Source organism: Streptomyces sp. NPDC047017 (assembly GCF_040644175.1).
GTDB lineage: Bacteria > Actinomycetota > Actinomycetes > Streptomycetales > Streptomycetaceae > Streptomyces.
Window position 1 is genome coordinate 151,637 of sequence record NZ_JBEYVW010000012.1, and the last position, 18,163, is coordinate 169,799.

At 73.1% G+C, this 18,163-nt stretch carries 16 protein-coding genes; 11 read left to right on the plus strand and 5 right to left on the minus strand.

Features of this window, described 5'->3' with window-relative positions:
• Positions 1–32: 32 nt before the first annotated feature.
• The gene (locus ABZ858_RS21105; protein WP_361380528.1) at positions 33–1,121 is read right to left on the minus strand and encodes a LacI family DNA-binding transcriptional regulator; all 1,089 of its coding nucleotides are present in this window, start codon (positions 1,119–1,121) and stop codon (positions 33–35) included.
• 199 nt (positions 1,122–1,320) lie between these two features.
• Here ABZ858_RS21105 and ABZ858_RS21110 point away from each other — a divergent pair, with 199 nt between their 5' ends.
• The 6 genes from ABZ858_RS21110 (at position 1,321) to ABZ858_RS21135 (ending at position 9,319) form a co-directional block, all read left to right on the plus strand.
• Positions 1,321–3,198, plus strand: coding sequence for a sugar-binding domain-containing protein (locus tag ABZ858_RS21110; RefSeq protein ID WP_361380531.1), 1,878 nt, complete (start codon positions 1,321–1,323; stop codon positions 3,196–3,198).
• 184 nt (positions 3,199–3,382) lie between these two features.
• Positions 3,383–4,729, plus strand: a complete 1,347-nt coding sequence (locus ABZ858_RS21115; protein WP_361380534.1) for an extracellular solute-binding protein — start codon at positions 3,383–3,385, stop codon at positions 4,727–4,729.
• Between the two features lie 33 nt (positions 4,730–4,762).
• Complete coding sequence (locus ABZ858_RS21120; protein WP_361380537.1) at positions 4,763–5,668, plus strand: sugar ABC transporter permease; 906 nt, start codon at positions 4,763–4,765, stop codon at positions 5,666–5,668.
• Positions 5,669–5,774: 106 nt separating this feature from the next.
• On the plus strand, positions 5,775–6,665 hold the full coding sequence (locus ABZ858_RS21125) for a carbohydrate ABC transporter permease (RefSeq protein ID WP_361380839.1): 891 nt from the start codon (positions 5,775–5,777) through the stop codon (positions 6,663–6,665).
• A gap of 57 nt (positions 6,666–6,722) precedes the next feature.
• The gene (locus tag ABZ858_RS21130) at positions 6,723–7,598 is read left to right on the plus strand and encodes a class I SAM-dependent methyltransferase (protein ID WP_361380540.1); all 876 of its coding nucleotides are present in this window, start codon (positions 6,723–6,725) and stop codon (positions 7,596–7,598) included.
• Positions 7,599–7,741: 143 nt separating this feature from the next.
• Positions 7,742–9,319, plus strand: coding sequence for a hypothetical protein (locus ABZ858_RS21135; protein WP_361380543.1), 1,578 nt, complete (start codon positions 7,742–7,744; stop codon positions 9,317–9,319).
• 20 nt (positions 9,320–9,339) lie between these two features.
• Here ABZ858_RS21135 and ABZ858_RS21140 read toward each other — a convergent pair whose 3' ends face one another.
• Positions 9,340–10,089, minus strand: a complete 750-nt coding sequence (locus ABZ858_RS21140; protein WP_361380546.1) for a dienelactone hydrolase family protein — start codon at positions 10,087–10,089, stop codon at positions 9,340–9,342.
• Between the two features lie 829 nt (positions 10,090–10,918).
• Between ABZ858_RS21140 and ABZ858_RS21145 the strand changes: the two genes are divergently transcribed.
• Both ABZ858_RS21145 and ABZ858_RS21150 read left to right on the plus strand, forming a co-directional pair.
• A complete protein-coding gene (locus tag ABZ858_RS21145) occupies positions 10,919–12,364 on the plus strand; it encodes an MFS transporter (RefSeq protein WP_361380549.1) in 1,446 nt (481 codons plus the stop codon).
• Between the two features lie 167 nt (positions 12,365–12,531).
• On the plus strand, positions 12,532–13,365 hold the full coding sequence (locus ABZ858_RS21150; protein ID WP_361380552.1) for a helix-turn-helix transcriptional regulator: 834 nt from the start codon (positions 12,532–12,534) through the stop codon (positions 13,363–13,365).
• A 42-nt stretch (positions 13,366–13,407) separates the two neighbouring features.
• Here ABZ858_RS21150 and ABZ858_RS21155 read toward each other — a convergent pair whose 3' ends face one another.
• Positions 13,408–13,896, minus strand: a complete 489-nt coding sequence (locus ABZ858_RS21155; protein WP_361380554.1) for a nuclear transport factor 2 family protein — start codon at positions 13,894–13,896, stop codon at positions 13,408–13,410.
• Positions 13,897–13,944: 48 nt separating this feature from the next.
• On the minus strand, positions 13,945–14,796 hold the full coding sequence (locus tag ABZ858_RS21160; protein WP_361380557.1) for a LysR substrate-binding domain-containing protein: 852 nt from the start codon (positions 14,794–14,796) through the stop codon (positions 13,945–13,947).
• Positions 14,797–14,876: 80 nt separating this feature from the next.
• Here ABZ858_RS21160 and ABZ858_RS21165 point away from each other — a divergent pair, with 80 nt between their 5' ends.
• The 3 genes from ABZ858_RS21165 to ABZ858_RS21175 all read left to right on the plus strand — a co-directional run bounded on the left by ABZ858_RS21165 (position 14,877) and on the right by ABZ858_RS21175 (position 16,869).
• Positions 14,877–15,470, plus strand: coding sequence for a cupin domain-containing protein (locus ABZ858_RS21165; protein WP_361380560.1), 594 nt, complete (start codon positions 14,877–14,879; stop codon positions 15,468–15,470).
• Positions 15,467–15,832 carry a DoxX family protein gene (locus ABZ858_RS21170; protein WP_361380563.1) on the plus strand — a complete coding sequence of 122 codons (366 nt, stop codon included), beginning with the start codon at positions 15,467–15,469 and terminating at the stop codon, positions 15,830–15,832. Before ABZ858_RS21165 ends, ABZ858_RS21170 begins: the two co-directional genes overlap by 4 nt.
• A 74-nt stretch (positions 15,833–15,906) precedes the next feature.
• Positions 15,907–16,869, plus strand: a complete 963-nt coding sequence (locus tag ABZ858_RS21175; protein ID WP_361380566.1) for an alpha/beta hydrolase — start codon at positions 15,907–15,909, stop codon at positions 16,867–16,869.
• Between the two features lie 33 nt (positions 16,870–16,902).
• Here ABZ858_RS21175 and ABZ858_RS21180 read toward each other — a convergent pair whose 3' ends face one another.
• Complete coding sequence (locus ABZ858_RS21180; RefSeq protein WP_361380569.1) at positions 16,903–17,901, minus strand: ArsR family transcriptional regulator; 999 nt, start codon at positions 17,899–17,901, stop codon at positions 16,903–16,905.
• Positions 17,902–18,163: the final 262 nt, after the last annotated feature.

Here is an 18,163-nt window from a genome sequence, read left to right on the forward strand (position 1 = left end):
GGACGCGGCGGGCTGACCCGCCGGGCCACGTCTCAGAAACACCCGCCCGTGCTCTCCCGCACGATCAGCCGGTGGCCGACCACGTGATCGGCGGCGGTCCCGTCGGGGGCCGCCCGGTCCGGTCGGTCCGCCGGGGGCGCCGGGGGCGCCGGGGCCGTCGTCCCCCGGTCTGTCCGCCCCTGGTCTATCCGCTCGATCAGCAGCGACACCGCCGTGTCCGCGATGCCCCGTTTGTCCGGGGCGATCGTGGTCAGGGTCGGGATGCTGAAGCGGGAGGCCTCGATGTCGTCGAAGCCCGTCACGTCGACGTCGTCCGGGGCGCGCAGGCCGGCCTCGTACAGGGCGCGCAGGGCGCCGAGGGCCAGGTGGTCGTTGAGGCAGAGGAAGGCGTCCGGGCGCGGGCGGCGCTCCAGCAGGGCGGCGGCGGCGCGGGCGCCGTCCTGCCAGTGGTACGCGTCGACCGGCACGATCAGATCCTGCCGGACGGGGGCGCCGGCGGCCCGCAGGGCCGAGCGGTAGCCCTCGGTGCGCAGGCCGTCCGTGCCCTGCCGGCCCCGGGCGGCCCCGCCGACGACCGCGATCGCGCGCCGCCCGCGTGCCAGGAGGTGTTCGGTGGCCTCGCGCGCGGCGGCCACGTTGTCGATGCCCACATGGTCGGCGCTGCCCGGGGCCTGACGCTCGCCGAGGAGGACGACGGGCAGGTGCGCGTCCCGGGTGGCGAGGTCGCGCGGGGTCAGTGACAGCGGACTGAGGATCACCCCGTCGGTGAACTGGGCGTCGAACCCGTGCAGCGCCGCCAGTTCGCGTTCGCGCACACCGCCGGTCTGGTGCAGCAGCACCGTGCGGCCGTGCCGGTCGGCCGCCGCCATGACGTGTTTGGCCAGCTCGGCGAAGTAGGCGACGTCCAGTTCGGGGACCGCCAGGGTGATCATTCCGGTGCGGCCCTGGCGCAGTTGGCGGCCGGCCAGGTTGACGCGGTAGCCGAGGGCGTCGATGGCTTCGCGGACGGCGGCCCTGGTGTGCTCCGACACGTGCTCGAAGTCGTTGATCACGTTGGAGACGGTCTTCGGAGAGACGCCGGCGTACTCCGCGACGTCCTTGATCCTGGGCCTGCTCGCCACGCTCACTTCCTTCCGTCCGCGGTGATCCTACCGACGATCACGAAACGGTTTCGGGGGGTCCCCGGGGCCGCCCCGTGTATTTACATCGATGTAATCGCCGTGGTGCCATGAGCCCCGTACCGACCCCCGCACCGACCCCGGCAGTACGCAACGCAGCCCCGGCGCAGTACGCAAGGCAGTACACAACGCAAGGAGCACCATGGCCGTCCCGCACCCGACGGACCCCGCGGCGGAATCCCCCTCGGGGTCCTCATCGGGCACCCCGTCGGACCCGGCCCCCCGCCCCGAGTACCCGAGGCCCCAGTTCGTCCGGGAGAGCTGGCTCAGCCTCAACGGCACCTGGCAGTTCGAGACCGACCGGTCCGACACCGGCCTGGAGCGCGGCCTGCGGGAACGCGGCCTCACCGGCGAGATCACCGTGCCGTTCTGCCCGGAGTCCACGCTCTCGGGGATCGGCGAGACCGACTTCCTGGAGGCGGTCTGGTACCGGCGCACCGTGACGGTCCCCGCCGACTGGACCGGCGCCCGGGTGCTGCTGCACTTCGGCGCCGTCGACCACGACACCACCGTCTGGGCCGACGGCGTCGAAGTGGCCCGCCACCGCGGCGGCTTCACCCCCTTCACCGCCGACCTGGACGGCATCGCCCAACCCGGCCACGAGGTGACCCTCGTCGTCCGGGCCCGCGACAGCCGCCACGGCCCGCAGGCCCGCGGCAAGCAGGCCACCTGGTACGCCAACTCCCACTGCCACTACACCCGGACCACCGGCATCTGGCAGACGGTCTGGATGGAGCCGGTGCCGCGCGCGGTCAGCATGAAGCGGCCCCGGATCACCCCCGACCTGTCCTCCGGCACCTTCTTCCTCGACCTGCCGCTGACCGCCAACCCGCCCGGCCACCGCGTGCGCGCCGTGCTCAGCGACGACCGCGGCGAGGTGGTGACCGCCGAGGCGCGCGCCGACCTCGACCTGTGCCCCCGGCTGGCGCTCACCGTGCCCGCCGACCGCGTACGCCCCTGGAGCCCGGACGACCCGCACCTGTACGGCCTGCGCCTGGAGGTCCTGGACGCCGGTGGGCACGTCGTCGACACGGCGGCCTCCTACGCCGGACTCCGCTCGGTCGCCATCCGCGGCAAACAACTGCTGCTCAACGGCGAACCGGTCTTCCAGCGTCTCGTGCTCGACCAGGGCTACTACCCCGACGGCCTGATGACCGCGCCGAGCGACGCGGCGCTGGTCCGCGACATCGAACTCGCCCGCGCGGCCGGCTTCAACGGCGCCCGGCTGCACCAGAAGGTGTTCGAGGAGCGCTACCTCCACCACGCCGACCGGCTCGGGTATCTGGTGTGGGGCGAGTTCGGCGACTGGGGCTGCGAGACCGGGGAGCGGGGCACCAACCAGCGGCCCGACGCCAGTTACGTCGCCCAGTGGCTGGAGGCCCTGGAACGGGACCACTCGCACCCCTCGATCATCGGCTGGTGCCCGCTGAACGAGACGTACCAGCACCTGCACGACCACATCACCCAGCTCGACGACGTCACCCGGGCCATGTTCCTGGCCACCAAGCAGGCCGACCCCAGCCGCCCCGTCATCGACGCCTCCGGCTACGCCCACCGCGTCCCCGAGACCGACGTCTACGACTCCCACTGCTACGAGCAGGACCCGGCCGCCTTCGCCAGGACCATGGCCGGCCTGGCCGAGGACCGTCCCCACGTCAACGCGGGTCCCGACGGCCGCCCCTGGTCGGTGCCCTACCGCGGGCAGCCCTACTTCTGCAGCGAGTTCGGCGGCATCTGGTGGGACCCCGAGGCGGCGGCGAGCGGTGCGGGCGACGACGCCGAGGCGTCCTGGGGCTACGGCGAGCGCCCGCGCGGCCCCGAGGAGTTCGTCGACCGCTTCACCCGGCTGACCGCGGTGCTGCTCGACGACCCGGACATGTTCGGCTACTGCTACACCCAGCTCACCGACGTCTTCCAGGAACGCAACGGCGTCTACCGCTTCGACCGCTCCGAGAAGGCCGACACCGCCCTCCTGCGGGCCGCGCAGCGGCGGGCGGCGGCGTTCGAGCACGAGCGGTGACGCCCGCGGCGCCCGCGAGCCCCGCGTCACCGGTGTGACACTCCCACGACCACCCACCCCACGACCACCCATCCCAGGACCCCACCCCTTGAGCGGCGGCACGGCAGGCGCGTACGGAACTGCCGACACGTACCGCACGTACCGCACGACCCGCGCGGGCCGCCGCCCAGCGGAAAGGAGCCGTATGACCGGCACACTCGCACCCGCCGGCCCCCCGCCCGGGCCGTCCCGGCGCCGGGTGCTGGCCGCCGCGCTCGCCTCCGGCGCCGCGCTGCTGGGCGCCGGCGCGCTCAGCGGCTGCGGCGCCGCCCAGGCGGCGGACGCGTCCACCCTGCGCATGTGGGACCTGTTCAGCGGGTCCGACGGCGCCCTGCTCAACGACATGGCCCGCGCCGCCGGCCCCGGCATGCCGGGCACGCGCATCGAGCGCACCGTCCTGGAGTGGGGCACCCCGTACTACACCAAGCTCGCGATGGCCTCGGCCGGCGGGCGCGGCCCCGACCTGGCGGTCTCGCACCTGTCCCGGCTGGCCGGCTACGCCCCCACCGGCCTGCTCGACCCCTGGGACACGAGCCTGCTGGCCGAGTACGGCATCACCGAGAAGTCGTTCACCGACGCGGTGTGGTCCCGCACGCAGTTCCAGGGCGGCACGTACGCCGTCCCGCTGGACACCCACCCGTTCATCGTCTTCTACCACCCCGAACCGGCCCGCCGGGCGGGCCTGCTGGCCGCCGACAACACCTTGGACGCGGCCGCGTTCTCCACACCGGAGAAGTTCCTTGCCGCCGGGCGCGAACTGGCCAGGGCCTCCGGCAAGCAGGGCATCGCCTTCGGCTACGTCACCGACACCGCCCAGGGCTGGCGGCTTTTCTACGGCCTGTACCGGCAGACCGGCGGCCGGTTCGGGCTGCCGCCGGGCGGCCCCGCCGAGGTCGACGTGGACCGGATGGCCGAGGTCATCGCCTTCATGGCGAGGATCGTCGACGGCCGCGTCAACCCGAAACGGCTCGACTACCCGGCGGCCATCGCCTCCTTCACCAACCGGCAGACCGCCATGATCCTTTCGGGCGAATGGGAACTGGGCACCTACCGCGCCGCCGACCCGGAGGTGGGCGCCGCCCCCTTCCCCACGGTCTTCGGCACCCCCGCCGTCTACGCCGACTCGCACTCCTTCGTGCTGCCGCACCACCCGCACCCCGACCCGGCGCGCCGCCGCCGCACCCACCGGGCCGTCGCCGCGCTGCTCAAGGCCAGCCAGGTCTGGGCGAAGGCCGGGCACATCCCCGCCTACGGCCCGGTCACCCGGACGGCGGCCTACGCCGCGCTCCAGCCGCAGGCGCACTACGCGAGCGCGCAGCAGCACGTCGTACTCGACCCGTCGGTGTGGTTCGCCGGAGCCGGCTCGGACTTCCAGAACGCCATGTCCCAGGTCCTCCAGCAGGCCCTGCTCGACGGCCTCGCACCCGACCGCGCCGCCCGCGCGATGGTGCGCCGCCTGAACACCTTCCTCTCCCAGCCCAGCCCGGCCTGACCGGCTGCGATCCACCGCGCAGGAGGCTCGACGATGTCCTCTCCCCACGCCTCGCCCCGCCCCGGGGCCCTGTCCGTGCGCCGGCTGCTCCCGCCCGGCCTGCTGTTCGCCCTGCCCTTCCTCGTCCTGTTCGCGCTGTTCATGGTGTGGCCGCTGGCCCAGGGCCTGTGGATGAGCCTGACCGACACCTCGCTGTCGGCCCACGACCCGTCCTTCGTGGGCCTGGACAACTTCACCGAGGCCTTCCGGGACGCCGAGATGTGGCGGTCGCTGTGGCACACGGTGTGGTTCACGCTCATCTCCACCGTGCCGCTGGTCGTCGTGGCCCTCGGCATGGCGCTGCTCGTGCACACCGGGCTGCCCGGCCAGTGGGTGTGGCGGCTGGCCTTCTTCGCGCCCTACCTGCTGCCCGTCGGCGTGGTGAGCCTGCTGTGGATCTGGCTGTACCAACCCGATCTCGGGCTGGTCAACCACCTGCTCGACGTGATCGGCGTCGGCTCGGTGGGCTGGCTCAGCGACGAGTCGGTGGCCATGTGGGCGATCGCGCTCACCACCCTGTGGTGGACCGTCGGCTTCAACTTCCTGCTCTACCTGGCCGCGTTGCAGAGCATCCCCGACCACCTGTACGAGGCCGCGGCCATCGACGGCGCCGGGGCGTGGCGCCGCCTGTGGTCGATCACGCTGCCCCAGCTCGGCCGCATCACGGCGGTCGTCACCGTCCTCCAGCTGCTGGCCTCCCTGAAGGTCTTCGACCAGGTCTACCTGCTCACCAAGGGCGGCCCGAACGGCTCCACCCGGCCGGTCGTCGAGTACGTCTACGACGTCGGCTTCACCGGCTACCGGCTCGGCTACGCCTCGGCGATCAGCTATCTCTTCTTCGCGCTCGTCCTGCTCGCCTCCGCGGCCCAGTACGCCGCCCTTCGCCGCCGGGAGAAGTGACATGGCCTCCACCTCAGCTTCCGCTTCCGCCTCCGCTCCGGCTTCTTCTCCCGCGGCCTCCGGCTCCGCCGCCCCGGGGACCGCGGCGGCGGCCCGGACGGCGGGCATGCGCCGCCGGACCGCGGGCGTACGGCGCCGGAGCGCGCCCCCGGGCGGCCACCTCACCCTCGGTCCGAGCCGGCTCGCCCGCACCCTGGCCCTGGCCGTGCTCGCGGTGCTGGCCGCGGTGTGGCTGCTGCCGATGGCGTGGGCCGTGCTGACGGCGTTCAAGTCCGAGCAGGACGCCAGCGACCCCGGGCACTGGTTCGGGCCCGCGCACGGCTTCACCCTGCACGGCTTCGCCACCGTGTGGGAACGCGGCGACCTGCCGCTGTGGATGCTGAACAGCTTCCTGATCTCGGCCGCCGTCACCGTCGTCACGGTCCTGGTCTCCGCGATGGCCGGTTACGCCTTCTCCCGCACGCTGTTCGCCGGCCGGCGATGGCTGTTCGCGCTGACGGTGGCCGCCGTCGTCGTACCGCCGCAGATCCTGGTCGTGCCGTGGTTCCGGCAGATGCTCACCCTGCATCTGCTCGACACCTACGCCGCCGTCGTCCTGCCGCAGACGGTGGCCCCCGTGATGGTCTTCATCCTGAAGAAGCACTTCGACTCGCTGCCGCGCGAACTGGAGGAGGCCGCCCGCATCGACGGCGCCGGCCACTGGCGCGTCTTCTGGTCCGTGCTGCTGCCGCTGTCCCGGCCCATGCTGGCCGCCGTCGCGATCTTCGTGTTCATCGGCGCCTGGAACAACTTCTTGTGGCCCTTCATCTCCACTTCCGATCCGGCCCTGATGACCCTGCCGGTCGGCATCACGGCGGTGAAGGACGCCTACGGGGTGCAGTACGCCCAGACCATGGCCTCCGCGGTCCTGGCGGCCCTGCCGCTCGTCCTGGTGTTCCTGTTCTTCCAGCGGCAGATCGTCAAGTCGGTCGCCACCACGGGGCTGGGCGGTCAGTGAGCGGGGCCGGAGCCGCCAAGTCACCGGGTCCCTGCTGGGCGTAGGACGATGTCCGCCATGACCGACGGATGGCAGTGGGACAGTTCCCTGTTCGCGGGCACCTCCGCCCACTACGAGCGCGGGCGCCTCCCGTACGCCCCTGGCTACGCCGAGACCCTGGCCGGGGCACTCGGCCTGGACGGCCGCGGCCGGCTCCTCGACGTGGGCTGCGGCCCCGGACTCGTGGCCCTGGCGCTGGCGCCGCTGTACACCGAGGTGGTCGGCGTCGACCCGGACCGGGACATGCTGGCCGAGGCGGCCCGGCAGGCGGCGCGCCGCGGGGTGGCGAACGTACGCTGGGCGGCCGCCCGCGCGGAGGAACTGCCCGCCGGGCTGGGGGAGTTCCGGACGGTGGTGTTCGCCAACTCGTTTCACTGGACGGACCGCGACCGGGTCGCCGCCACCGTCCTCGGGATGCTGGAGCCCGGCGGCGCGTTCGTCCACCTGAGCGACCTCAAGGACCGCTCCGGGGAACCGGTCCGGCAGCCGCGCCCGGCCTCGCGTCCGGCGCCGCCGTACGAGGGGATGCGCGCACTGGTACGGCGGTACCTGGGCCCGGTCCGCCGCGCCGGCCGGGGAACGCTTCCCCACGGCACACCGGGCGGGGAGGAAGCGGTCCTCGCCCGGGCCGGATTCGCGGACTTCAGCCGGTACGTCGTGCCGGCCGGGCAACTGGTCCAACGTTCCACGGACGATGTCGTGGCCTGGGTCTTCTCCCGCTCCGACACCGCCCCGCACCTGTTCGGGGACAGGACGGCGGACTTCGAACGGGACCTGCGGGCCCTCCTGCGGCAGGCGTCGGGCGACGGCCTCTTCGCGGAGTTCCTCCCGGCGACCGAGATCAAGATCTGGCGCACACCGCCACAAGTCACCAGTCACCCGGCGCCGTTGTGACACCGGCTGCCCGCAACACTCCGCATGTGCCCCGCGGGCCCGCCGACGCACAACGGGTGCCCGCCCGCCGGACCCGTGGCGCCACCGTCCAGTATGTGCGTGACGTGGCAGACCGCGTCGGAACGGGTGAAGGGGAGGGGCCCATGGACGCTCCGGAGATACCGCCGGCCCACACGTCCGCGCCGTCCAGGGAGCCGGAGACGGCACCGCGCCGCCGCTGGAAGACCTGGACGCTGGTCGGGGCGGTGATCGTGGTGGCGATGTCGGCGGGACTGCCGGCACTGGTGACCGGCGGCCCGGACGCCGAGGCGGCGACGGCGCGGCTGCTGCGCGACCGTGCCCCCTTCGACCAGGCGCCGGCGCGGCTGTCGGCGGCCCCGGCGCCGCGCTACCAGGACACGGCGGCCACCGGAATCACCGCCCGGGACATCACGGTCACCCGCTCCGGCACGCAGTTCGGCTCCACGAGCGACGGCGTGCGGGAGATGAACCAGGACGTCCTGCGCGTCGGCGGCAAGACGTACACCCGCGTCAAGAAGGCCCAGGACTACGAGAGAGCGGCGGGCGAGCCGAGGGACCCGAACGCGCCCGGCACCTGGGGGCGTTCGGGTACCGGGGTGGACGTCCTGCTCGGCCCGGTCCTGGGCCAGTTCCTGGCACCGGCGGACCTGGCGGCCGTACTCGGGGACGCCCTCGACGGACTGAAGTCCCTGCCGGGCCCGGACGATCCCCGGCAAGCACGGCTCGTCGTCGACGGCGTGCCCGCGCTGCGCGCCGACACCCGCGCGGGCAGCCTCGTCATCACCAAGGACAAGCCCTACCGGGTCCTGCGGCTGGAGCCCTACAAGCCATCGCGGGCCGGCGCCCCGGCGGCACCGGAGGTGACCACGGGCCCCTTGAAGGACGGCGACTCCCAGGGCATGGACCTGTCCCCGCTCTCCGGCCGCCAGGCGGACGCGATGTACGCAACGCTGGAGACGCAGACCAGGAAGCTCGACGGCGCGGTGGACCGCGGCACCGTCCTCACGGTCAGCCGGGACGCCACGCTCACCTGCGAAACCGGGGGCTGCACGGTCACGGAGCCGTTCACCGGGGAGGTCGACCCGCACACCGTGACCCGTGTGGACAGAAGCGGCATCAGCGCCACCCTCAGCGCGGTCCTCACCCTCGACGGGCACGACGCCGGTGAGTGCACCGGCCGGCGCGGCGACTTCCCGCTCACCGGCAACACCGTGCCCGGCACCCTGTCCTGCACGGCCCCCGCAACCCGTACCGCCACCAGCGCCTCCGCCCGCATCGACGCCATGGCCCTGCCCGCCGGGGAGGCCGCCCGGCTCGCCGGCCAGGAGCAGCAGGACCGCGCCGCCGGCGCCTGCACGACCGCGACCGGGACGGGGACCGGCGGCGCGCGTGCCGCCGAGGGCACCTGCCGCGGGCTCCCGGACCCCCGCCCCACGGGCATGGACGAGCGGATCGCCCGCGCCTACGACGAGGTGCGGGCGGGCAGGTCCTCCGCCACGCACACCACCTGCACGGGAGACGGCCACCCGTGGTGGCGGGGGGCGGTGGAGTACCGGGTGCCCGGCGGGCCCGACGGCGCCGGAATCCTGGTGAGGACGCTGGACGACGGATCGCGGGTGTACGGGTGGACGTCCACCCACGACCACCGCATCCAGCGCGTCGGCGCGCCCCATTTCGCCGACTGGGGAGGACAGGAGTAGGGGCCGGGGGAGGGGGAGGCTCAGTCGACGCCCAGGTTGCGGTCCAGCAGGGCGAGCAGGCCCTCCCAGTGCCGGCGCAGTGCCGCGGGGTGGAAGGCGTCGGTGTCGGACATGGTGTAGCCGTGGAGGGTGCCGGGGCAGATCTCGACGGTGCGGGCGACGCCCGCGGCGTCCAGTGCCCGGGTCAGCTCGTCGAGGGCCTCTGGGGTCATGTCGTTCTCGGCGAGGCTCAGGTGGACCTCGGCGGTGAGGTCGCGCAGGAGGCGGTGTGGGCTGTCGGGTGCGTCGGTGACCAGGAAACCGGGGTGGAATCCGGCGACGGCGGCGACCCGGCCGGGGTGGGCCGCCGCGGTGCGCAGCGCCAGGGCGGCGCCCCAGCAGTAGCCGATCACCCCGGCCGGCCCGGCACCGACCTCGGGCCGGCCGGCGAGGAAGCCGAGGTAGGCGTCGGCGTCGCGGAGGATTCGTTCGCCGGTGTGCTCCGCGATCCAGGGCAGGAAGCGGGCGATGACCGCGGGGCGGACGTCCTCGCCGATGTGCGCGGGGAGTTCGACCAGCGGCGCGGGGCCGTGCCGGTAGTAGAGGTGGGGGACGAGCACGTAGTAGCCGTGTCCGGCCAGTTCGCGGGCCTTGTCCTCCAGCTCGGGCCGCAGGCCGAAGGCGTCCGTGTACATCAGCACCCCCGGGTGCCGGCCGCCGCCGTCGGGAAAGGCGGCGAAAGCGTCGGCCCGGCCGTCCGGGGTGGGCACGCGCAGCGTCTTGGTGGGCATGGGATCTCCTGTCGTGGTTGACGTGCAGAGCCTGTGGTCAACACGACGGAGGCGGAGCCCGCGCGGCGGCGCCGGGTCCTCGATCGCACAGCGGGCCCCGACCGGCCCGTACGGCGCTCAGGAGAGCACCGGGTCACCGATCCGTGCGTGGCGCGAGGCCGTCCCGGTATGCATGGCGGCAAGCCTAGGGCATCGGAACCTGGGAGGAGCGGTGGTACCCGGTGCGCCCGCTCAGTGAGTGATCCTGCCGACCAGGACGAACTCGAAGCTGAAGCGCGGGCTGCGACGTGACGCCGTGCATCGGTTGGGGCGAGCACCTTGGTAGGCCGCGAGTTTGCCGAGGCCGGCCTGTCCGCCAGTGAAAGTGTGGAGATACTCCTCGCCCCCGTACGCGAGGACGCGGGCAGGTGAGAAGAGAACGGCCAGAACCAGGCAGAGTCTCAGCAGACCGGGACTGTTGTTGCGACGAGCCTTCCTATAGCTCAATTTGCCCATAGAGATCCGACAGTATCCCGCCCGGTTCCCGGGCCGGCCGGTTCCGGGTGCCGCACGGGCCTCTGACAAGGCCTCTGACATGTGATGCGGGCCATGCGGTGTGCGGCCTCTCACCTCGCTCGCCGTCCGGCCGGGGCGCGCCCGTGGCTGCCCCGGGAGTTGGACACCGGCATCGGCGGACGCGGGCGGGAAGTTATTACCTATGAGGTAATCGACGCTCCCCGCTGTGCACCGGCAGGCTCAATAGGTCCCACCGGAAGGGAAGAACTCGTCCACGCCGGGCTCGACGACTGACCGCCACGGAAAACACATCGATTCGATCGGGGGGCCGGCAATGTCGGTGGACCAAGGTATTCGCTCCGCCTCACTCGGCTCGGAGGAGGCGGCCGAGCCGGGCATGGACAAGGCCGCCCTGATCCGGATGCTCATCGTGGTCTCGGGCATGTTCATGATCACCCTGGACTTCTTCGGGGTCAACGTGGCCATCCCCTCCCTCCGCGTCGACCTCGACGCCGGCTCCGCGGCCATCGAGTTCATCGTCTCCGGATTCAGCCTCGCCTACGCCGCCGGCATGGTCACCGCCGGCCGCCTCGGCGACCTCTACGGCAGGCGCCGCGTGTTCGCCCTCGGCATGGCGTTCTTCACCCTCGCCTCCCTGGCCGCCGGTCTCGCCCCCACCCCCGGCGTGCTGATCGTGGCCCGCGTCGTGCAGGGCATCGGCGCGGCCGTGATGACCCCGCAGATGCTGGCCATCCTGAACACCTCCTTCAGCGGCGTCCAGCGCGTGCGCGCCTTCACCGCCTTCGCCCTGTCCATGGGCATCAGCGCCACCTTCGGCCAGCTCATCGGCGGCGTGCTCATCCACGCCGACATCGCCGGGATCGGCTGGCGCGCCATCTTCCTGGTCAATGTGCCGATCGGCGCTCTCTCCCTGCTGCTGATGCGCAAGTACGTCCCCGAGTCGCACGGCACCGGTCGCACCGGCCTCGACCTGATCGGAGCCGCCCTGGGCTCCTGCGGTCTCCTCGCCGTCGTCCTGTCCCTGGTCGAGGGCCGCGAACAGGGCTGGCCCGCCTGGTCCTGGGTGGTCCTGGCCTCCTCCGTCCCGCTGCTCGCCGTCTTCGCCCTGCGCCAGAACCGCCTGGAGCGCACCGACCGCGCACCGCTGATCTCGCTCAGCCTGTTCCGCGAACGGGCTTTCTCCGTCGGCATCCTGATCATCCTGGGCTTCTTCGCGGCGATGGCCTCCTTCATGTTCGTCCTCGCCCTCTACCTCCAGGACGGCCACGGCGCGTCCCCGCTGAACTCCGGCCTGATCTTCGGTGCCCTCGGCATCGGCTACGTACCGGCCGCCTTCGCGGCCCGGCTGGGCAAACAGGTACTCACCCTGGGCGCCCTGGTCGTCGCCGCCGGGTACGGAGTGATGATCGTCGCGGCGGCCGCCACCGGCGTCAGCGGCTCCGTCTACTGGATCATGCCCGGACTGTGCGTCGCCGGCGTCGGCATGGCACTGTTCGCCAACCCCGTCACGCCCACCGTCCTCGCCGGGGTCGAACCCGACCACGCCGCCGCGGCCGCCGGAGTCCTCTCCACCGCCCAGGAAGGCGGCAACGCCCTCGGCGTGGCGGCCATCGGCGTGGTGTTCTTCGGAGTGCTCGGCCACGGCGGCCGGGGCGCGTACGCGGACGCCTTCGGCTGGAGCGTGGCCCTGCTCGCCGCCTTCACCGTCGCCGTCGCCGTCCTGGTGCAGGCCCTGCCCGAGCCGGCCGCCCGGAACTGACCGGCACACCCCGGCCAGGCACGCCACCGTACGTCCACTCTCCCCGCCCGCGGGGAGCCACGATGACCACTCCGCGAGAGCGCTGTCGCGCCCGGCGCGGTGACGGAGAACGACGACAGGCGGGACGACCGGCGCGTCGCCCGCCAGGAGAACGAGGTGAGGAACAGATGACGGTGACGACGACGGACCCGCGGCTCGCACAGTCCCTCGGTGACCTGCTGCGGCAGTGGCGCAAGCACCGCCTGCTCAGCCAGCTGGAACTGGCGACGCTGGCGGAGATCTCCTCCCGGCACCTGAGCTTCGTCGAGAACGGCCGCTCGGTACCCAGCCGAGACGCCGTGCTGCGGCTCGCCGACGCGCTCGGCCTGGAGCTGCGCGAACGCAACCCCCTGCTGCTGGCCGCCGGTTACGCCCCCGTCTACCACGAGACCAGCCTGCGGGCCCCGCACATGTCGGCCGTCCGCGACATGGTGCGCCAGGTACTGGCCGCGCACGAGCCGTACCCGGCGGTCGTCCTGGACCGGTACTGGAACCGGGTGGACGCCAACGACCCCGCCTGGCTGTTCGGCCAGGGCGTCCACCCCGCCCTGCTGGAAGAACCGGTCAACCTGCTGCGGGTGAGCCTGCACCCCGACGGCATGGCACCGCGCATCGCCAACCTCGGGGAGTGGCGCGCCCACCTGCTCGGCCGGCTGCGCCGACAGGTGACCACGACCGCCGACCCCGTCCTCGGCAAGCTGTACGACGAGTTGCGCGCCTACCCCTGCGACCAGCCCGAACCCAAGGTCGAGCTGCCCGGCCCCGGCGAGATCGCCATCCCGCTGCGGCTGCGCCACGAGGGCCGCGAACTCGCCTTCTTCAGCACCATGGCCACCTTCGGCACCCCCCTCGACATCACCGTCGCGGAACTGGCCATCGAATGCTTCTTCCCGGCCGACCCGGAGACCGCCGAAGTGCTGCGCACCACCGACTGGACGGCCGCCGCGGCGGCCACCCCGTAGGGAGCCGCGGCGGACGGCGGACCCCGGCGGCCGTACAGCCTGTCAGGCAGCCGGCAGGCCCTCGGCCGCCGGGGCCGCGTCCGGCAGGCGCGGGGGCGTGCCCTGGGTCCACACCACGCGCAGCGCCGAGGCGCGGATCCGCCATCCGTCGGGTGTCCGGACCAGTTCGTCGTCGGTGTGGCCGGCGGAGACGAAGAGGCCGGCCGGACCGTCCGCCGGCACATGGGTGCTCAGCTGGGCGCCCCGGGCGGTGGCCCGGTCGCCGTCGATCTCGATGACGGTGTTGGTGCGCAGGTGCACCGTCCGGTCGAACAGTGCCATCGCGCGTCGCACACGGGCCAGCAGCGCGGCACGGCCGTGCACGGTGCCGATGGGCATCTCCGCGCTGACGTCCTCGGTGTGGAAGGCGCGCGCCCACTCCTCGTCGAAGACCCCTTCGTCCAGGGAGCGCAGGTAACGGTCCAGCAGGTCGGTGATCTCGGCACGGTCGGTCAGGTTCCGCAGTTGCCGCCGCGTCTCTTCGGTGTCCATGCCGTCAGGCTCCTCCCTCAAGCATGCTTGAGGTCAAGGGCTCGCGCGTCAGCGACGGTACGCCCCCGTCGCTGTCTCCACGAACGAGTGGAGCAGCGGATTGGTGTCGCCGTCGTTCCAGGCCGCCACCACCCGGCTGGGTGCCATGTCGGCCAGTGGTACCGCCGTCAGTCCGGCGGGCAGGTCGTGGCCGAGCGGGGCCAGGCCGACCGTGCCGTTCCACAGCACGGCCTGCACGCATTCCTGGACGACGCGCACCACCGGGCCCTCGCGCGCCTCGCCGCCGTTCCAGTACGCCTGCCAGAGGGGATCGGTCCCCGGCGGGAACCGGAACCAGCGGCGGCCGGCCAGGTCGGCCAGGCACAGCCGGTCGCGGCGGGCCAGTGGATCGTCCGTACGCAGGATCGCGCCCACCGGATCGGTGCGCAGCTCACGCACCGTCAGCGCGGTCTTGTCGAAGGGCGCCCGGGTCAGGGCGACATCGACCAGTCCGGCGCGCAGCCCGCAGGTCGGGTCGGTCAGGCCGGTGTCGCGTACGCGGATGTCGACGCCGGGGTGGGCGCGGCGGTAGGCGGCGGCCAGCCTGGCCGCTCCCGGGTCGGTGCCGTCGCCCAGGATGCCGACGGTGAGGGTCGCGGTGCCGGCCGCCGCGGCGACCCGGGCGCGCAGCCGGTCGGCCCGGGCGAGCAGGGACCGCGCCTCGTCGAGCAGCACCGCGCCGACCGGGGTGAGCGCGACCCCGGCGGGCGAGCGGACCAGCAGCGGGGCGCCGGTCTCGGCCTCCAGCTGCCTGATCGCCCGGCTCAGCGGAGGCTGGCTCATGTGCAGGCGGGCGGCGGCCCGGCCGAAGTGGAGATCCTCGGCGACCGCCACGAAATAGCGCAGGGTACGTAGCTCCACGCTGCAACGATACCCATCCGGTATCGGCGGCACGGAACAGGTCTTGGACAGCGGCGGGGCCGTGGAGGTGCACTCGGGACATGAGCGAAGAAGCAGAGAACGAAGAAGCAGAGAACGAAGAAGCAGAGAACAACGACGAAACCGAGAACAGCGAACGAGCCGAGCGCAACGAACAAGCCGAGAACAGCGCATCGCAGGCCGTCGCCGTCCCCGCCGTATCCGTGGTCGGCCCCGACGGCGGCGAGAGGATCGTGCTGGGCGCCACCCGCATGCGTGTCCTGGAGGACGGCAGCCACACCGGGCACCGCCTCGCCATCACCGAGTCCGTCCTCGCCCCGCACACCCCCGGGCCGCCGCAGCACCGCCACGCCCGCCACGACGAGGGCTTCTACATCGTCTCCGGCACGGTGCGCTTCACCGTCGGGGAGCAGGTCCACGACGCCACCCCCGGCACGCTGGTGATGGTGCCGCCCGGCGTCCCGCACACCTTCACCAACCCGGCCGACCGGCCCGCCGTCATGCTCAGCACCTTCACCCCCGACCTGTACGTGCAGTACTTCCGGGACCTCCAGGAGGTGATGGCAGGCGGCGGCCCGCCGACGCCGGAGGACGGCCTCCGCGTGATGAGCCGCTACGCGACCGAGCCCGCCACCGACCACGCCCGCAGCCGATGACGACACTCGCCTACTGGACCCTCGCCGGTCCGCTCGCCCTCTTCTACGTCTACTCCGGCGCGCTGAAGGCGGCCCGGGACCGCGAGCGGCTGCGCCCGATGATGGCCTGGGTCGACCGCGTCCCGCTGCCCGCCGTCCGGGCACTGGGCGCGGTCGAGATGCTCGGCGCGGCCGGGCTGGTCCTGCCATCGCTGACCGGTGCCGCGCCCTGGCCGGCACCGGCCGCCGCCCTCGGGTTCGTCCTCCTGCAGACCGGGGCGATCGCCGTCCACCTGACCGGCGGGGACCGCCGCATCGCGCTCAACGCCGGGCTCCTCACCGCCGCCGCCGTCCTCACCTGGCCCGCCACCGCCTTGCTGTGAGCGCGTCACGGCCAGCGCGTACGGCCAGCGCGTACGGCCGCCGGCGCCGGAGCGGGGCGCGTACGCTCGGGCGCATGATCGAGCATCGTATGGTCGACGTGAACGGCATCCGCCTGCACATCGCCGAGCAGGGCGAGGGCCCCCTCGTGGTGCTCCTGCACGGTTTCCCCGAGTCCTGGCACTCGTGGCACCGGCAGTTCGGCCCGCTGGCCGGGGCGGGGTTCCGGGTGGTCGCCCCCGACCAGCGCGGGTACGGCCGCAGCGACCACCCCGAGGACGTACAGGCGTACACCATCTTCCATCTCGTCGGTGACGTCGTCGGGCTCATCCAGGCCCTGGGCGAGGAGAGCGCGTACGTCGTCGGGCACGACTGGGGCGCGCCGGTGGCCTGGCACACCGCGCTGCTGCGACCCGACGTGGTGCGGGCGGTGGCCGGCCTGAGCGCGCCGCCGCCGTTCCGGGGGCCGCGCCCTCCACTGGCCGCCATGCAGGAGCGGTTCGGCGGCCGTTTCTACTGGAACTACTTCGACCGCCCCGGTGTCGCCGACGCCGAGTTCGCGCGCGACACCCGCACCGCCCTGCGCAAGTTCCTCTACGCGGCCTCCGGTGACGCGCCCGGCGCCGGCCAGGGGAAACCACCCCTGGTCGACCCCGAGCGCGGCTGGCTCGCGGACCTGCCGGACCCCGGCACGCTGCCGGACTGGTTCACCGAGGACGACCTGGACGCGCTCACCGAGAGCTTCTCGCGGGGCTTCACCGGGGCCCTCAACTGGTACCGCAACCTGGACCGCAACTGGGAGCTGACCGCCCCCTGGCAGGGCGCCGTCGTCTCCCGGCCCGCCCTGTACGTCTACGGCGACCGCGACAGCGTCCCCGCCTTCCCCGGCACGCCCGAACTCATCGCCCGCCTCCCCGACCTGATGCCCAGCCTGTGGCGCCCGCCCCTCGAACTGGCGGGCTGCGGACACTGGACCCAGCAGGAACGCCCGGACGAGGTGAACGCGGCCCTCATCGAGTTCCTGCGCGCGGTTTCCTGAGCCCGGCACCACCACCGCGGGGGCCGGACCGCGTCAGCCCGTGGCCGCGCCGCGCAGCAGCGCCTCGCCGGTCTCGGTCAGGGAGTGGATGACGCGGCGGCCCACCCGCCGGCTGACCACGATGTTGCAGTCCCGCAGCACGCTGATGTGCTGGCTGATGGCCCCGGGGGTGCAGTTGATCTCCGCGGCCAGCTCACTGGTGGACGCGGGGATCACCAGCGACTCGATCACCGAGGACCGCACCTTGCCGACCAGTGCCGCCAGCGGGCCGGGACGGTCGGTCAGGCCGCGCTTCCAGATGTCCGCGCCGCCGGGCCTCGGGTAGACGACCATCGACTGCAGCGGCGGCAGCATGGTGAGCACCTCGGAGCCGCAGAAGATGCTCGGCACGAGGACGATCCCCTGGCCGTCGAGCTTGCTGCGGAACTCGTAATCGCTCTGCACGGAGAGCTGGGAGCCGTCCCAGGCCACCCGTTCGTGGAGCGAGGAGAAGACGGAGGCGGCGCCGGAACTCTCCATGATCCGCATCCGGGACCCGATGTCGTGGTGCAGCTCGCGCTGGAGCCGGCGCCAGTACGGTTCCAGCGCCAGCCGCCAGTAGGTGCGCAGCACTTCGGTGAGCGTGCCGATCGCGCGTTCCGGTCTGGCCAGCATCTGCCGGTGCAGGGGTGCCGCGTCGCTGCGCCAGGCGGCCGGGGTGCCGGTGTCGGCGGCCATCCAGGCCACCTCCTGGACGAACTCCTCGGGGTCGGTGGCCCGTACCGCCTCCAGCTCCTCGTCGATGCCCGCCGGCGCGGCGCCGGGCGCCGGGGTGAGGAAGTCGGGGATGTACCCGGACGGCGGGATCACGGCGCGCAGCGGTCTGAGGTCGACGGACTTCAGCCTCGGCCGGATGTCGTGCACCCAGGGCAGGTGCTGCCGCCGCAGCTCGGGGGAGGCCAGCATGCGCATGCTGTACACACTCTCGCCCAGCGGGGAGAGCGAGAAGCGGATCCTCGCGACGTCGTCCGCCATCGCCTCGTAGCGGATCACACCGCCTCCTCCCCGCCGCCGGCCAGGTGCCGCCCCCATGCGGAGGCCGCCGGCCCCGCCGAGGCGGCCGCTCGCTCCACGGCACATCGTAACGCCGGCCCCCGCGGGGCGCACCTGTCACGCGGTGGACGGGAGATGGCGGTACGGTCACCACAACTCGGCCGGAAAAGGCCGTGGTTGAGGCGGTGAAAGGGGTCCGGCCCACCCTGTGCGCGGGCTGTGTTGTCCTAGGATGGACCGCCGGCCGCATCCCACCGCCGGC

Bases quoted from the DNA above. Each gene is read 5' to 3' on its own strand.
- ABZ858_RS21140 (WP_361380546.1), bottom strand. From the start codon at position 10,089: ATGCCCACCAAGACGCTGCGCGTGCCCACCCCGGACGGCCGGGCCGAC.
- ABZ858_RS21170 (WP_361380563.1), top strand. From the start codon at position 15,467: ATGACGACACTCGCCTACTGGACCCTCGCCGGTCCGCTCGCCCTCTTC.
- ABZ858_RS21145 (WP_361380549.1), top strand. From the start codon at position 10,919: ATGTCGGTGGACCAAGGTATTCGCTCCGCCTCACTCGGCTCGGAGGAG.
- ABZ858_RS21110 (WP_361380531.1), top strand. From the start codon at position 1,321: ATGGCCGTCCCGCACCCGACGGACCCCGCGGCGGAATCCCCCTCGGGG.
- ABZ858_RS21135 (WP_361380543.1), top strand. From the start codon at position 7,742: ATGGACGCTCCGGAGATACCGCCGGCCCACACGTCCGCGCCGTCCAGG.
- ABZ858_RS21115 (WP_361380534.1), top strand. From the start codon at position 3,383: ATGACCGGCACACTCGCACCCGCCGGCCCCCCGCCCGGGCCGTCCCGG.
- ABZ858_RS21150 (WP_361380552.1), top strand. From the start codon at position 12,532: ATGACGGTGACGACGACGGACCCGCGGCTCGCACAGTCCCTCGGTGAC.
- ABZ858_RS21175 (WP_361380566.1), top strand. From the start codon at position 15,907: ATGATCGAGCATCGTATGGTCGACGTGAACGGCATCCGCCTGCACATC.
- ABZ858_RS21120 (WP_361380537.1), top strand. From the start codon at position 4,763: ATGTCCTCTCCCCACGCCTCGCCCCGCCCCGGGGCCCTGTCCGTGCGC.
- ABZ858_RS21165 (WP_361380560.1), top strand. From the start codon at position 14,877: ATGAGCGAAGAAGCAGAGAACGAAGAAGCAGAGAACGAAGAAGCAGAG.
- ABZ858_RS21125 (WP_361380839.1), top strand. From the start codon at position 5,775: ATGCGCCGCCGGACCGCGGGCGTACGGCGCCGGAGCGCGCCCCCGGGC.
- ABZ858_RS21155 (WP_361380554.1), bottom strand. From the start codon at position 13,896: ATGGACACCGAAGAGACGCGGCGGCAACTGCGGAACCTGACCGACCGT.
- ABZ858_RS21130 (WP_361380540.1), top strand. From the start codon at position 6,723: ATGACCGACGGATGGCAGTGGGACAGTTCCCTGTTCGCGGGCACCTCC.